Genomic DNA, 14554 nt, shown 5'->3' on the forward strand with positions numbered 1-14554 from the left:
TAGGGGGTAAGTGGCCCCTAAAATAGGCGTTCGGGTCGCGCTAAACTGCCGTGTGTCGCTACAGCGCGGAGAGCCATTCGTTGGACAAAAGGACACCGCCATGAGCTCAAATGTCGTGACCGACACACTCACGTCGCAGTTCGCCGCGATCGGAGGTGTCATGCTGCTGGCAGGCATCCTCCCATTCGTTGCGTCGTGGATGCTCGACGGGGTCGTTCAACTGCTCCGCCGAAACGGCCCCAAGCTCTTCTTGATGGGTCTTGGTTTTACGGTTCTCGCCGGCGGGGGTGGCTACTTTGCTCTACAATACGGGCTGGGTATCCAGGGCGTACCCGTGGATTCCACGTCTGCCATGAAGACCCTGGCCCAAACAATCCTGATGTTTACGATTCCGCTGGCGCTGATTGCTTTCGTCATTCGCACTGTCAAACGGTTGGTGAAATCTCGATGACGGGGCATGCGCTGCCGACCTGGCAGCCGTCCGCCTGGGCCAAGACGCTCACGCACTCCGGCGACTGGCGGCTCGCCCTGCACGACGACGTCGTCACCGTGACGGTCGGCGGTGTTGCGACCGAGGCCGGCCTCGAGGCCTGCGCCCTGGTCGACGTGGCCCGCGGCCTGTTCTGGAGTCAGCTGACTCTGCAGGTGGGGGAGCAGGTGATGCGGCTGCGGGGCATCGGTCGGGCTGATGCTGCCTCCTTCGAAAGTGCTTTCACGGTCGCCCGAGAGTCACTGCAGCTGCGCCAGCTCATCGCCGAGTTTGCGGTGGCGGCGGGGCAGGCCACGCTCTGGGTGCAGAGCTTCACCGCCGCGCTCACGCGCCACCTGCGCACGAGGGGCTGGCTCACGACTGAATTTGGCGCTGAGTGGGCCGCTCGCAAGGCGGCTGTCGGGTTCAGCCATCTGCTCGACGATCCCAACCTGCAGGCGCACATCGCCGCTCAACCGCTCGATGTCGCCGGCACGATCGCACTCTGGTCCGAAGACGCGCTCGCCACCATCGCGCGCGAAAACCAGCGCCATCTCGAGGCCGAGACCGAGCAGTGCCGGGAGTTCTTCGACACCGTGGAACGCTCGCCGCTCACCACGGAACAGATCCGTGCCGTGGTCTGCTTCGACAACCGGATGCTCGTGGTCGCCGCCGCCGGATCCGGCAAGACCTCGACGATGGTCGCGAAGGCCGGGTACGCCCTGCATCGCAACCTGATCGCGGCCGACAAGATAGTGATGCTCGCCTTCAACTCCGCTGCCGCGAAAGAGCTGCAGCAGCGCACCCGCGAGCGCCTTGGCCCGCTCGGCCTCGATGCCGAGCAGGTCGTCGCCCGAACCTTTCACGCATTCGGCCTGGACATCATTGGGCAGGCTACCGGCAAGAAGCCGTCGCTCGCGCCGTGGCTCGAGAATGACGGCATCGCCCAGCTTGGCCTCATCATCGACCGGTTGCGTGCGACTGACGTCGTATTCCGCTCCGAGTGGGACTTCTTTCGCGCGGTTCTGGCCCGCGACTACCCCGATGACGATGGGGTCACGTCGGAGACCAGCGAGGGGTTTCGCACCTCGCAGGGCGAGACCGTCAAGAGCCCCGGTGAGCGGATGATCGCCGACTGGCTGTTCTTCAACGGCGTCGAGTACGTCTACGAGAAGGCCTATGAGTTCGAGACCGCCGACGCCGAGCACGGTCAGTACCACCCGGACTTCTACTACCCGGCCATCAACGCGTACCACGAGCACTGGGCGCTCGACGCGCCCGGTGAGTCCCCGTTTGACGGCTACCTCGACGGCATGGCGTGGAAGCAGAAGGTGCACCGCACGAACGGAACCTCGTTGCTCGAAACCACCAAGTTCGAACTCTGGGGCGGTAGCGCGCTCACAAATCTGGGCAGGCAGCTAACCGAGCGCGGCATCCGTTTGCAGCCGGACGCCGACCGTCTCGCCGCCGGGCAGACGCCGGTCGAGAACGCACTGCTGTTGAAGACATTTCGCTCCTTTCTCGCTCACGCCAAGAGCAATTGCCTCAGCGATGAGCAGCTCAGCGTGCGACTCACCGAGCAGGCGCAGGGCCCGGTGCGCTACCGTGATGCGTCGTTCCTGCGACTGTTCACGGCCATCCGCCGCGAGTGGGATGCCCAGCTGGCCGCGGATGACTGCATTGATTTCGAAGACATGCTCACGCTCGCCGCCGAGCACCTCGAGGCCGGCGATTGGGTCAGCCCCTACGAACTCGTGATGGTGGACGAGTTTCAGGACGCCAGTTTCGCCCGAGCCCGCCTGGCCCGTGCGCTCGTCGCCCAGCCGGGCCGCTATCTGTTCGCGGTCGGCGACGACTGGCAGAGCATCAACCGGTTCGCCGGCGCCGACCTCTCGGTCATGACCGGCTTCCAATCGTGGTTCGGGCCGAGCGACGTGATGCGCCTCGAGCGCACCTTTCGGTTTCCGCAGTCGATAGCCGATGTCTCCAGCGCCTTCGTGCTGCAGAACCCGAGCCAGATCGCGAAGACCGTGGTGTCGTCGACCAGGGAGTTCGTCCCGACGATCGGTATCGTGACGATGGATTCCGAAACGGCGGTGGCCGCCGGCATCCGTCACCGCCTGAAACTGCTGCGCGACCAGGTTGCCAGCGGGGAGTTGCCCGGGGCGCCCGGACGCAAGCTGTCAGTGCTCGTGCTCGGCCGCTATCAGTTTCAGCACAAATATGTGAGCGGATGCGGTGACCTGGCCGACCGGCTCGACGTGCGGTTTTCGACGATCCACGCCTCGAAGGGGGCGGAGGCGGACTACGTCGTGATCGTCGGTATGGTGAACGGAAAGTACGGGTTTCCGAGCACGATCCCAAACGATCCGGTGCTGCGCCTGGCGATGCCGGCCGCGGAGGTGTTTCCGAGGGCGGAGGAACGACGGCTGTTCTACGTGGCACTGACCAGGGCGCGGCGCGGGGTGTTGCTGGTCACGATCGATAAGCACGAATCACGGTTTCTGATGGAACTCATTCGTGACCAGGGAATCGTGCGCACGAACACGATCGGTGAGGTGCTGGAGTCCGTAGTCTGCCCGAAGTGCGGTCGCGCGTTCATGGTGCCGCGGTCAAGTAAGCGTGGGCCGTTTCTTGGCTGCCGGCGGTATCCGCGGTGCAAGGGCACCCTCGCGATCGACGGCAGCCCGTCGGTGCCGGCCGTGAAGCCGGTCGGCGAACCGCGCAAGGCCTTCACTCCCTACCGCCGCCACCGCTGACCGTGCGGCCGCTGACCCCTCATCCGTGGGCCGCGGCCGCGTCTACCCCCTCGCTACAGTCAAAGGACCATCCCGTTCAGCTCAGGAGCAACATGCCCGCACCCGGTTTCGCCGTCATCGACTTCGAGACCACCGGACTCTTTCCGGGCGGGCACGACCGTGTTATCGAGGTCGCCGTCGTGCACGTGAGCGCCGAGGGCGAGATCGAGGGTCAGTGGGAAACGCTGATCAACCCCGGCCGGGATCTCGGGCGCCAGGACATCCACCGGGTGCGCGCCGCCGACGTCATGAACGCGCCCGCCTTCGCCCAAGTTGCCCCGCAACTCGTCGCTCTGCTCGACGGCCGCGTCATCGTGGCCCACAACGCCGGCTTCGACACCCGGTTTCTGCTCGCCGAACTCGCCCGCGCCGGCCACGCCGTGACCGAGCCGGTGGTCAGCCTGTGCACCATGCAGCTCGCCCGGGAGTTTCTGCCCGGCACCGGGCGCAGCCTTGCGGACTGCTGCGCCGCGTATGACATCGATCTGACCGGGGCCCACCGGGCATCCGTCGACGCGTACGCGACCGCCGAACTGCTCGGCTGCTACATCGAGGGCGCCGCCGACCCCACGCTCTGGGCGGATGCCCTTGAACTTGCCGCCGCGTACCGCTGGCCGCACGTGTCAGCGCCGGCGCTGCCGTGGTTCGCGCGGCCGGACTTTGCGCAGGAGCAGACGGCATCCGCTTTTCTGGAACGCATCAGCACACGGCTGCCCGAACTCACCGGACCGGCCGAGCACCAGGAGTATCTCGCGCTGCTCGATCGCTGCCTGCTCGACCGGCACCTCAGCGCCCACGAAGCGCAGGCGCTCGTGATGCTGGCTGACGAACTCGGCCTCAGCCGCCACCGCTGTGAACTGCTGCACAGCGAATACTTCACCGCGCTCGCCCGCATCGCGTGGGCCGACGGCGTGCTCACGACCGATGAGATGGCCGACCTCGTCGCCGTCGCCAACCTTCTCGATATTTCAGCGGATGCCCTCGACGCTGCCCTCGACGCGCCGGCGCCTTCCGTCGTGGTGCTGACCAGCGCGCACTTCGAGCTGCACCTCGGCGATCTCGTCGTGCTGACCGGTGAGATGACCCGGCCCCGCAGCGACTGGGAATCGGAGCTGCTCGCCCGCGGTCTTGCTCCGAAAAGCGCCGTGACCAAGAAGGTCACGCTGCTCGTGGCAGCCGATCCGGATTCGCTCTCGGGCAAGGCCCGCAAAGCCCGGGACTATGGCATTCCGATCGTGGGGGAGGCCTCGCTGGCGCGGCTGGCGGGGGCGTTTCCCCTGATCTGAGAGTCGGCTGGCCCCGGTCGTGGCGCGCTCACTGTGTTTGATAGTAGGAGTGGGTCTGGTCTTGGACACCACTGGCGCAGGGAACCATTTCACGCCCGCCCGTGTTGCCCCTGACATGAAGTCAATTGTGTACAGCCAGACCGGTGACCCGTCCGTGCTCCACCTCGTTGATCGGCCGGTGACCGAACCCGGTGCCGGCGAGGTGCGCGTGCGCATCGTGGTCAGCGGTGTGAACCCCACCGACTGGAAGTCACGCCGAGGCTCGGCACCGGGCCAGGCGCTCGCGTTCGACGATGTCGTGCCCGGGCAAGACGGCGCCGGCATCGTCGACGCGGTCGGCGCCGGCGTGCACCACGTCAGCGCGGGCGACCGGGTGTGGCTGGCGCTTGCCGCCTATCAGCGCGCGAACAGCGGCTCGGCCCAGGAGTACGCCGTGCTTCCGGCGGAGCGCGTCTTCGCGCTGCCCGCGAATGCGAGCTTCGACCAGGGCGCGAGCCTCGGGGTGCCGGCGATCACGGCGTACCGCGCGCTGACGGTGGCCGAGGATGGCCCGCGCCGACTGCACCCGGGCGCCCTGGCCGGCAAAATCGTGCTCGTCGCAGGCGGGGCCGGTGCCGTGGGGCACGCGGCGATCCAGCTGGCCCGGTGGGCGGGGGCATCCGTTGTCACGACCGTGAGCGGACCGTCGAAAGCGGCGCTCGCCACGGCGGCTGGCGCGCAGCATGTGCTCACCTATACCGACCCAGACGTCGTCGCCCAGATCCGGGCGATCGCGCCGCACGGGGTGGACCTGATCGTGGAGGTCTCACCGGCTCAGAATGCACAGCTCGACCTGGCCGTCATCCGTAATCGTGGGTCGATCGCGGTCTATGCCAACAACGGTGGTGATGAGGTGACGCTCGACGTGCGCCAGCACTTCAGCCTCAACGTGCGCTACCAGTTCGTGCTGCTCTACACGGTGGGAGCCGACGTGATTCGTGCGGCGGCCGAGGACATCACCGCGGCTCTCGTGGATGGCGCGCTGAGCGTGGGAGAGGAAGCGGGGCTGCCCCTGCATCGCACCGCCCTGGCGCACACGGCGGATGCCCATGCCTTGGTCGAGAGCGGAGTCGTCGGCAAGGTGCTGATCGACGTGTCGGTGGGGTGATCCCGGTCCGCCGTAGTGCTTGAATCTGCCGCAATCGCAGCGTCGGGCATGGCGAACACGCCATGACCGACGCCGCCGCGGACGCCTAGTAGGTGCCGGTCGGGACGGCGGAAGTGCTGCCGCTGAGCAGTGCGGCGCTGCCGGAGACTCCGAGGCGGGTCGCGCCGGCCTCGATCATGGCCAGGGCATCGTCGAAGGTGCGCACCCCGCCCGACGCCTTTACCTCGGCCCGGTCGCCCACGGTCTGCTTCATCAGACGCACCGCGTGCACGGTCGCCCCACCGGCGGGGTGGAAACCGGTGGAGGTCTTCACGAAGTCGGCTCCTGCGGCGACGGATGCCTGGCACACGCCCACAATCTCGGCATCCGTGAGAGCCGCGGATTCGATGATCACCTTGAGCACCTTCGGTGCGGGAACGCTCGCGCGCACAGTCGCGATGTCGGCCTGCACATCGGTGAACCGGCCGGCCTTGACGGCACCGATGTCGATGACCATGTCGACCTCGTCAGCACCCTGCTCGATGGAGAGGGCGGCCTCAGCGGCCTTGATAGCGCTGTGGTGCTTGCCGCTAGGGAAACCGCAGACGACCGCGACCTTGAGGTCGGAGCCGGCGGGGATCGTGAGCGGCAGCATCGACGGGGAGACACAGATCGAGTAGGTGCCGAGCTCGATGGCCTCGATGATGAGTGCAGTCACGTCTGCTGCGGTGGCCTCGGGCTTCAGAAGGGTGTGGTCGATGTGCTGCGCGACGATCTCGGCGCTGAGGGTGATGGTGGGGGTCGAAGTCATGGATTGTCCTTAGTTGGTTACACGTGCGGGTGCGGCGAGGGCGTGCGCTGCCGCGTTGACCGCGTCGAGGTGGATGCCGCGGCGGCCCGACGTGCCGAATTTCTCAATCGACACCACCCGTCCGTCGAGGTCAGCTCAGCGGTACCAGGCCCGGGCGCGCAGGCCGTCGGCAGCACGGGCTCGCGGTGGTCGGCGTTCTGCTCGGCAAGCCACTCAACGCAGGGCACCGACACGACGCGGGGGAGATGCCCTCTCTTGCCAAGCCTACGGCGACATCGATCGCGAGATGAACTTCGCTGCGGGTGGCGAGGATGGCCAGGTCGTTCCTCGTACACCGCACCGAGCTCCATCATCGCGCCGAGCCGGATGCTGGGCCGCAGGCTTCGAGGAGGATTGGAGCTTTCGCTGACTGAACCTTTCACATGTACATCGCGATCATGCTGATGTACATTCAAGGCATGTCGAGGTCAAGCGTCACCAACGCCAGGGCGCGCCTACCCGAGTTGATCGCCCAGGCCAGCTCAGAGGCCGTCTTTCTGGAGCGTCGCGGCAAGGTCGCCGCTGTGCTGGTGAGCCCCGAGCAGTACGCGCGCATGCAAGAAGCGCTCGAGGATGCTGAGGATGTCGCGGCGTTCGATGCGGCGATGGCCGACGAGGGCGACAACATTCCCTGGGCGCAGGTCAAAGCGGATCTCGGCTGGGTGTGAGCAAGTTCCGGATCGAATTGCGCCCGGCAGCAGTCAAGGCCTTGCGGCAAATTGATCCGCAGGATCGTCCTCGGGTCCAGGGCGCGATCGCCATGCTGGGCGAGGCCCCCCGCCCGCCCGGGGCTCGAGCGCTACAGGGACGGGATGGCTATCGGGTGCGGGTGGGCGACTACCGGATCATCTACACCATTCGCAACGACATCCTCTTGGTGGTCGTGGTCACCGTCGGTTATCGTCGGGACGTGTACGAGTAGCGTGCGGTCAGTTTTCGGGGATCACGCAGACGATCCCTGCGCCGCGATGCAGCCGACCCACACGTCGTCGCGAGCCCGGGTGATGCCGACGAACAGTTCGCGGCGGTCGCGCTCGTTGCGTTCGATCTTGGAATCGGTCCACACCGAACCGGTGGTGCGCGGGAACATCAGGTGTGCGGCGATCCAGGGCAGCAGCACCTGCTTGAACTCGAGCCCCTTGGCACGCTTGATCGTGCCGACCTTCACGGCATCCGTCGGGCGACCGTTGTAGTTCTCGAGCTCGATCACGGGAATGCCCGCGGTGCGCAGCAGCACCACTGCGTCACGCACCTGCCAGGTGCTGAAACAGAGCACGCCCACGTCGCCCCAACCCACACTCACGCTCTGTGTGGCTTGGCGCAGGTGCTGCACCAGATTGCCATCATGCTCGCTTCGCGTGCGCGCCCGGGCGAAGATGGGGCGTTCGCCGTGGCGCGGTGAGGTGATTGCGGCGGCGCTGGCTGCGGTGCCCTCGATGTCGTCGTAGCTGCTTCCGTCAACGATGCGGTTGGCCAGGGCGAGAATCTCGGCGGTGTTGCGGTAGTTCACGTCCATGATCACCCCGCGGCCGGCGACCGAGAGGCCGGCCTCGGCCAGGGTGTAGCCGCCGGGGTAGATGGTCTGTTGGCCGTCTCCGATCAGGGTGAAGGCATCCGCGCCGTCACCGGAGACGGAGGCGAGCATGCGGATCATCGCGCATGACAGGTCCTGAGCCTCGTCGACGATGACGGCGGTGTACCCGATCATCGGTGTGGCCCGCAGCGATGCTTCGGCGAGCAGAATCAGGTCGGCGAAGTCGTGCACCTGGCGAGTGCGCAGCAGCGCTTCATAGCGCTCATAGAGCGCCCAGACCGAGCGGCGCTGGTCGGAGTTGAGGCCGCGGCGCCGACCGATGCGGGCACAGTCGGCGTACGCGTCGAAGGTGGTGAGACCGCGGCCTTTGATCACGTGGTCAAGTTCCTCCCGCCAGTACCGGGAGTTCGTGTCGATTTTCTTCAACGGGCCGCAGGTCTGCTCCCAGGCCTGCGTGAACGACTGATCGGCGAGCTTGACGTTGACGTGCACGTCGATGCCGCGCTCGTCGAGCACCTTGCGGGCGAATTGGTGCACGCCGCTGAACTCCACGCGACCGGCGACATCCGGTGCCATGCGCCCGAGCAGGTTACGCAGCACATCGGGCAGCGTGCGCACGTACGTCGTTACGAGTACGCGGGCGTTCGCCTGCGACCTGGCCAGATACGCGGCACGGTGCAGACCCACGACGGTCTTTCCGGTGCCGGCGGCCCCACGGATGCGGGAGGGCCCGCTGAAACTGCGGCGCACCAACTTGGCCTGGTCGGGATGCAGAAACGTCATCCAGTCCTCGATCGGAGGGGCCAGGAGCCCCTCGAGGATCGCGGCCTCGATGTCGCTCTCGCTCGGGAGATGGTTCAGATCGAGAGCGGGTTCCGGGCCGATGATCGGTTCGGGCAGGGTCACATCGATCGGGGCCGGCGCGCCGATCAGCGGGAAGTGCTTGATCGCGGCGGCCAACACCTGCTCGACGGCAGACGCGGTGAGGCGCTGCCCGCGGCGGGCGATGTGGCGCACGATGTCACCTTCGCCGACAATCTCGACCCCACCGACCGATGCGTTGACGCCTTTGTGCCCGGCGAAGACGACCACGGGGCGCACCTCGCCCGGGGCGAGGCCGATCTCGGCCAGAGCAGCCTCGGTCTTCCACGCGAGGTCGGCCAGGCCGTCGAACTCGTCGGTGACATCGGCTTGCCCGCGGAATACCCGGCCCGAGGCGATGATCGGGTCTTTCCAGGCCTTGGTGTCCACGATGAACAGGCCGCCCGGCCCGACGACGACCATGTCGACCTGAGCGCGACGGCTGCCAGGCCACTGACGATCAGGCAAGAAGTGGTAGCCGGCCGCAGCCAGGGGGGCGAGAACATGGGCGATGCGCTTTTCGCTGTCGGCGGCGGCGAAATAGTTGGCGGCCTTGGCGCGTGAGGATTCAGCGGCGAGCGCGTGGGCCTCCGAGAGCGCCACCTGACGCGTCGCTTCGCTCCATGCCGATCCCCCTGCCGACATACGACCCCCGACCCTGTTCCAGGCTGATCCTATCGTCATGTTCTCGCGCCACCGCTGACCTAAAACTCTCGCCCGCTCATCTCTCGTTGCTGTTGGGTCTTCTCATTACGAGTGAGATGTTCAACAGGAGAGGTGCCAGGCGTGCGTCGCGCCCCAAGTTACGTAGCAATTCAGTCTCTCAGTAGGCACGTGACCAGCGTTGTAGGGTAGACGAATCGTCTACCCAGTGTGGCGCCCCGCTCAGCGGACACCTTGCCGTGTTCGAGCTCGACAGCTGAAAGGCCCTGCCATCACTCATTCCTCCGTTCTCGCGCCGACCACCCTCGAGTGGATCACCCGTCTGATCGCGTTCGACACGACCAGCCGCAATTCCAACCGGGACCTGATCGAGGCGATCGCCGTGGAGGTGCGGGCGCACGGGCTCGAACCGGTGCTCGTGCCGAACGCCGACGGCACCAAGGCCAATCTCGTGGTCACGATCCCGGCGCACGACGGATCAACGACGGGCGGCGTGATGCTGGCCGGCCACACCGATGTGGTTCCCGTCGACGGGCAGTCCTGGAGCAGCGCCCCCTTCACCGCTGAGCTACGCGAGAACCGCCTCTACGGTCGAGGCGCCGCCGACATGAAGGCGTTCAGCGGAGTCATCCTCGCGCTCCTTCCCGATTTTCTCGCCCAGCCGCTGGCCACGCCGCTGCACCTCGCGTTCACCTACGACGAAGAAGTCGGATGCCACGGGGCGATCACGCTGCTGGCCGACCTGGCCGCGCGCGGCATCCGCCCCGAGATATGCGTGGTGGGGGAGCCGACCAGCATGCGCGCGGTCACGGCGCACAAGAGCAGCCACCTCTACCGGGTGAGCTTCACCGGACTCGCCTCGCACTCTTCCAACACCCCCAACGGCGTCAACGCCATCGAGTACGCCGCGCGGGCCATCGCCTTCATCCGCTCGATCGCCGACGAACACCGGGTCAACGGCCCCTTCGACCCCAGCTTCGAAGTTCCGTTCACGACTATCAACGTCGGCACGATCTCGGGCGGAGCGGCCGTCAACACGGTCGCCCAGCACTGCGAGTTCGAGTTCGAATTTCGCGCTATTCCGGGAGTCTCGACCACCGAGATCTTCTCCCGCATCGAGAACTTCGTGCTCGGGGAACTGCGCCCGGCGATGCAGGCCGAACACGCGAGCGCCGACGCGTCCTTCGCTCCGACCGGAGCCGTCCCCTCGCTCAGCGCCGCCGGAACTGGCGCCGCACTGGCGCTGGTGCACGATCTCACTGGAACGACCACTGAGGAGACCGTCGGCTACGGCACCGAGGGCGGCCTGTTCCAGCTGGCCGGCATCGACACCGTGGTGTGCGGGCCAGGCAGCATTCGCCAGGGCCACACCGCGAACGAATACATCGACCTCGCCCAGATCAGCGCCTGCGAAGACTTCATGCGCGCCCTCGCGGTGCGCCTCGCCCAGCCCTGAATTGAGCATCGGCCTTCGTGCCGCCCCTTGCCTCCCTGCACCTGTCGTACAGAAGGATTCCCCATGACCCAAGAGTCAGCAGTCCCCGTCGTTTCCGGCACGCCCGAGGCGGATGCTCCCACCCTGGCCGACAGGCGGCGTCAGGCCCGCAAGGCGGTGGTGGCGGCATCCATTGGCAACGGACTCGAGTGGTTCGACGTGATCGTGTACGGCACCTTCGCCGTGACCATCGCCAAGTTGTTCTTCCCTACGGCCGATGAGACGGCATCGCTCTTGCTGGCGTTCGCGTCGTTCGGGGTCTCGTTCATCATGCGACCGCTCGGCGGCATCCTGATCGGGCGCTACGCCGACCGTGCCGGACGCAAGGCCGGCATGCTCGTCTCCATCTCGGTAATGTTCTTCGGCACCCTCATGATCGTGCTGGCCCCCACGGCCGCCACGATCGGGGTGGCCGCAGCCGTGATCATCCTCGTGGCCCGGTTGGCCACCGGCTTCGCCGCCGGCGGCGAATTCGGCACCGCGACCGCGTTTTTGATCGAGTACGCGCCGAACCGCAAGGCGTTCTACGGCAGCTGGCAGGTGGCCACCCAGGGCGCCGCGATCCTGCTGGCCGGCCTCTTCGGCTTCGTGTTGAACAACTACCTGAGCCAGCAGAGCCTCGAAAGCTGGGGCTGGCGGGTGCCGTTCATCTTTGCCCTGCTGATCGGGCCGGTGGGCTGGTACATCCGCTCCAAGATGCAGGACACTCCGGAATTTCTGACCATGACGCCGTCGGCTTCGCCGTTGAAGGAGACCTTCCTCGAGAACGGTAAGCGGCTCTGGACGATGGTGGGCGTCGTCGCGCTCGGCTCGGTGAGCGTGTACATCGCCCTGTTCATGCCCACCTACGCCATCGTGAATCTGGGGATGCCACCAGCCGGCGCCTTCATCTCTACCCTGATCTTCGGCGTGATCATGAGCGTCGGGTCGCCGTTCATTGGTAGGCTCGCCGACCGGGTGGGCCCGGCCCGAGTGATGACCTGGGCCGCCGCGGGAACCCTGCTGCTGGGCGTTCCCCTCTTCATCCTGCTGAATCAGTCGCCCACCCTGCTGACGATGGTCGGCGTCGAACTGGTTCTCGGGGTGCTGGCCACGGCGTACTTCGCGCCGCTGCCGGCGATCATGTCGGCGATGTTCCCGGTGCAGATTCGCACGACCGGCCTGTCGCTCGGCTACAACATCGGGGTCACGGTGTTCGGCGGCTTCGCACCGTTCATTCTTACGTTCCTGATCAGCACGACCGGGTCGCTGCTCGTGCCGGGGTACTACCTTGTGGCAATCGCGGTGCTCTCGTTCGCGAGCATCATGGTGTCTCGACGGGTGTTCAAGCAGCGGTAGTCGACCGAGGCCCCGCGCACCCCCGCGATGTCGCAAGATAGGAGGCATGGCCCACCGTCAACGCACACCCACGGATGCCGGCCCCGCCTCGAGCCGAGCCGACAAGACCTGCGCCTCGTGCGGGAGGCGCATCGAGTGGCGCGCCAAGTGGGCCGCCAACTGGGAATCGGTGAAGTACTGCTCGGCCGCCTGCCGGGCGCACGGCGTCAACGCGACCGACCTGCAGCTGGAAGCGACCATTGCGACGTTGCTCGCGGCGCGGGCGAACACCGCCACGATTTGCCCGTCTGACGCGGCGAGAGACATCAGCGGCGACGGCTGGCGCGACCTCATGGAGCCCGCCCGTCGAGCCGCCCGCCGCATGGTGGCCCGCGGTGACCTGCAGATCACGCAGGGCGGAACCGTGGTCGATCCGTCGACCGCGAGGGGCCCGATTCGGTTGCGGCGACCGCGGTAGCTGCTGCCCAGATGGGGTGCCGGGGTGCTGCGGCACTCGTTAGGCGGGCCGGCACTCCGTGCACCAGGTGCCGCGAGAGCGGATGAGTGCCGTGACGCGCTGGAATCAGCGCAGCACGTGCCGTGAGCTGCCCCGCCGCGGCTGGTCGCCTCCAGACGGCTTCTAGTCGCTCGGCGGACGGGGCCACCAGCGGGGCATGAGGCCGGTGATGGTGGCGGCGTAGGCGGCAGCATCCGCTTCATCGGATGCCGACCAGTGCTCGATCGCGCTGACGATGCCGCCGCTGATGAAGGCGGCCGCGGCCTCATCGGCGACGGTGATCGCGATGCCCTGGTGCTTCCAGGCGCGCATCGCGGTGAGGGCGCGGCCGCGCATCCGCTCGGTGAGGTCGCCGCGAAACCCCGCGCCGATGCGGCTCGCGAACAGGGCTCGGTACACGGGCCGGCTGGTCGCGACGTGGTCGAGCATCTGCCGCAGCGACTGGGCGTAGGCGTCGCTGATCGATTCGGGGGTGACGGATGCTGCCGGATCGATGTCGACGCGGGCGATGGCGTCGAGTTCACCGACGAAAATGGATGCCGCGAAACTGACCACATCGGGATAGTGGCCGTAGAAGGTGGTGCGATGAACCCCGGCTTCTCGGCTGAGACCGGCAACCGTGATGCTCTCGAGGCTCGAGCCGTCGAGCAGCCGCAGCAGTGCGGTGGCCAGGGCCTGGTGCGTGCGCGCCATGCGCGGTTCCAACGTCATGTTGATCTCTATGATCCCGGCTCGGGGGCCGAAACGGGCGACCGACGCGGCGAAGCGCCGGTCGCCGCGCGGATCAGCTCGTGTAGTGCGCGAGGCCGGCGGTCTCGCCGCCGTCGACGATGAACTCCGCTCCGGTGGAGAAGCTCGACTCGTCGCTCGCGAGGAACAGAATGAGGTTGGAGACCTCTTCCGGCTCGCCGGCGCGGTGCAGGGCAACGTGGTTCTGCGACTGGTCGAGGCCCTCGGTCATCGGGGTCTTGATGACGCCGGGGTGCACCGAGTTGACGCGCACGTTGTACTGGCCGAGGTCGAGGGCGATCGACTTGGTCAGGCCGCGCAGCCCGAACTTGGTGGCGGTGTAGCCGGGCAGGGCCTCGTAGCCCTGGATTCCGGCGGTCGAGGCGATGTTGATGATCGAGCCGGCCTTCGACTTGATGATCTCGGGTACCGCTGCCTTGATGCCGAGGAAAGGGCCCGTGAGGTTGATCGCGATGATCGTGTTCCACGCCTCGATCGTGTAGTCCGCGATCGGGCCGAAGTTGGCGATGCCGGCGTTGTTGACCAGGACATCCAGTCCGCCGAATTCGGCGACGGCCAGCGCGACGGCGGCCTCCCAATCCTCGAACTTAGTCACGTCGAGGTGAATGAAGCGAACGCTGTCGCCGAGCTCCGTGGCGAGGGCGGCGCCTTCGGCGTCGAGAATGTCGCCGATGACGACTCGAGCACCCTCTTTCACGAGCAACCGAGCATGGGTTGCGCCCATGCCTCGTGCTCCACCACTGATGAGTGCGACTTTTCCGGTGACACGTGCCATTGTGAGTCCTCCTATTGTCTGTGAACGGTGACGGGAGACGAAGCGTCGATCACGTGTAGGGGTCGAGCTGCGCTGCTCCCGGTCCCTTTATTCTACAGGTGTCGAATAGTGGG

General features: G+C 66.7%; 13 protein-coding genes and 1 pseudogene. 9 read left to right on the forward strand and 5 right to left on the reverse strand.

Features of this window, described 5'->3' with window-relative positions:
* The first annotated feature begins 100 nt into the window (after positions 1 to 100).
* From E3T55_RS10220 to E3T55_RS10235, 4 genes are all read left to right on the forward strand, one after another.
* Positions 101 to 451, forward strand: a complete 351-nt coding sequence (locus E3T55_RS10220; RefSeq protein WP_134519465.1) for a hypothetical protein — start codon at positions 101 to 103, stop codon at positions 449 to 451.
* On the forward strand, positions 448 to 3228 hold the full coding sequence (locus tag E3T55_RS10225; protein WP_134519466.1) for a UvrD-helicase domain-containing protein: 2781 nt from the start codon (positions 448 to 450) through the stop codon (positions 3226 to 3228). Before E3T55_RS10220 ends, E3T55_RS10225 begins: the two co-directional genes overlap by 4 nt.
* Before the next feature lie 92 nt (positions 3229 to 3320).
* On the forward strand, positions 3321 to 4553 hold the full coding sequence (locus tag E3T55_RS10230; RefSeq protein WP_134519467.1) for an exonuclease domain-containing protein: 1233 nt from the start codon (positions 3321 to 3323) through the stop codon (positions 4551 to 4553).
* Positions 4554 to 4668: 115 nt separating this feature from the next.
* On the forward strand, positions 4669 to 5700 hold the full coding sequence (locus E3T55_RS10235; RefSeq protein ID WP_134519468.1) for an NADPH:quinone reductase: 1032 nt from the start codon (positions 4669 to 4671) through the stop codon (positions 5698 to 5700).
* 85 nt (positions 5701 to 5785) lie between these two features.
* On the opposite strand, the gene deoC is transcribed toward E3T55_RS10235, so the two are convergent.
* Entirely contained in the window at positions 5786 to 6490 is a 705-nt protein-coding gene (deoC, locus tag E3T55_RS10240; RefSeq protein ID WP_134519469.1) for a deoxyribose-phosphate aldolase, read from the reverse strand.
* 146 nt (positions 6491 to 6636) lie between these two features.
* Positions 6637 to 6843 (reverse strand): annotated as a pseudogene (locus tag E3T55_RS21175) (hypothetical protein); the annotation flags it as partial.
* A gap of 105 nt (positions 6844 to 6948) precedes the next feature.
* On the opposite strand from E3T55_RS21175, the gene E3T55_RS10245 reads away from it, so the two are divergent.
* Positions 6949 to 7197 carry a type II toxin-antitoxin system Phd/YefM family antitoxin gene (locus E3T55_RS10245; protein WP_134519470.1) on the forward strand — a complete coding sequence of 83 codons (249 nt, stop codon included), beginning with the start codon at positions 6949 to 6951 and terminating at the stop codon, positions 7195 to 7197.
* The gene (locus E3T55_RS10250) at positions 7194 to 7451 is read left to right on the forward strand and encodes a type II toxin-antitoxin system RelE family toxin (protein ID WP_134519471.1); all 258 of its coding nucleotides are present in this window, start codon (positions 7194 to 7196) and stop codon (positions 7449 to 7451) included. The genes E3T55_RS10245 and E3T55_RS10250 overlap by 4 nt, the downstream gene beginning before the upstream one ends.
* Positions 7452 to 7472: 21 nt before the next feature.
* On the opposite strand, the gene E3T55_RS10255 is transcribed toward E3T55_RS10250, so the two are convergent.
* The gene (locus E3T55_RS10255; protein ID WP_134519472.1) at positions 7473 to 9569 is read right to left on the reverse strand and encodes a nuclease-related domain-containing DEAD/DEAH box helicase; all 2097 of its coding nucleotides are present in this window, start codon (positions 9567 to 9569) and stop codon (positions 7473 to 7475) included.
* Between the two features lie 226 nt (positions 9570 to 9795).
* Between E3T55_RS10255 and argE the strand changes: the two genes are divergently transcribed.
* The 3 genes from argE to E3T55_RS10270 all read left to right on the forward strand — a co-directional run bounded on the left by argE (position 9796) and on the right by E3T55_RS10270 (position 12877).
* Positions 9796 to 11043, forward strand: a complete 1248-nt coding sequence (gene argE / locus E3T55_RS10260; RefSeq protein ID WP_241993000.1) for an acetylornithine deacetylase — start codon at positions 9796 to 9798, stop codon at positions 11041 to 11043.
* 63 nt (positions 11044 to 11106) lie between these two features.
* A complete protein-coding gene (locus E3T55_RS10265; protein ID WP_134519473.1) occupies positions 11107 to 12420 on the forward strand; it encodes an MFS transporter in 1314 nt (437 codons plus the stop codon).
* A 46-nt stretch (positions 12421 to 12466) separates the two neighbouring features.
* Positions 12467 to 12877 (forward strand): DUF2256 and DUF3253 domain-containing protein, encoded by a 411-nt coding sequence (locus E3T55_RS10270; RefSeq protein WP_134519474.1) that lies wholly within the window; start codon positions 12467 to 12469, stop codon positions 12875 to 12877.
* 162 nt (positions 12878 to 13039) lie between these two features.
* Here E3T55_RS10270 and E3T55_RS10275 read toward each other — a convergent pair whose 3' ends face one another.
* Together E3T55_RS10275 and E3T55_RS10280 are read right to left on the reverse strand one after the other, a co-directional pair.
* Complete coding sequence (locus tag E3T55_RS10275) at positions 13040 to 13627, reverse strand: TetR/AcrR family transcriptional regulator (protein ID WP_134519475.1); 588 nt, start codon at positions 13625 to 13627, stop codon at positions 13040 to 13042.
* A gap of 73 nt (positions 13628 to 13700) precedes the next feature.
* Positions 13701 to 14441: a glucose 1-dehydrogenase gene (locus E3T55_RS10280; RefSeq protein WP_134519476.1), complete on the reverse strand. Its 741-nt coding sequence runs from the start codon at positions 14439 to 14441 to the stop codon at positions 13701 to 13703.
* Positions 14442 to 14554 lie beyond the last annotated feature (113 nt).

Origin of the sequence: Cryobacterium frigoriphilum (genome assembly GCF_004403305.1) — a bacterium.
Taxonomy (GTDB): domain Bacteria; phylum Actinomycetota; class Actinomycetes; order Actinomycetales; family Microbacteriaceae; genus Cryobacterium; species Cryobacterium frigoriphilum.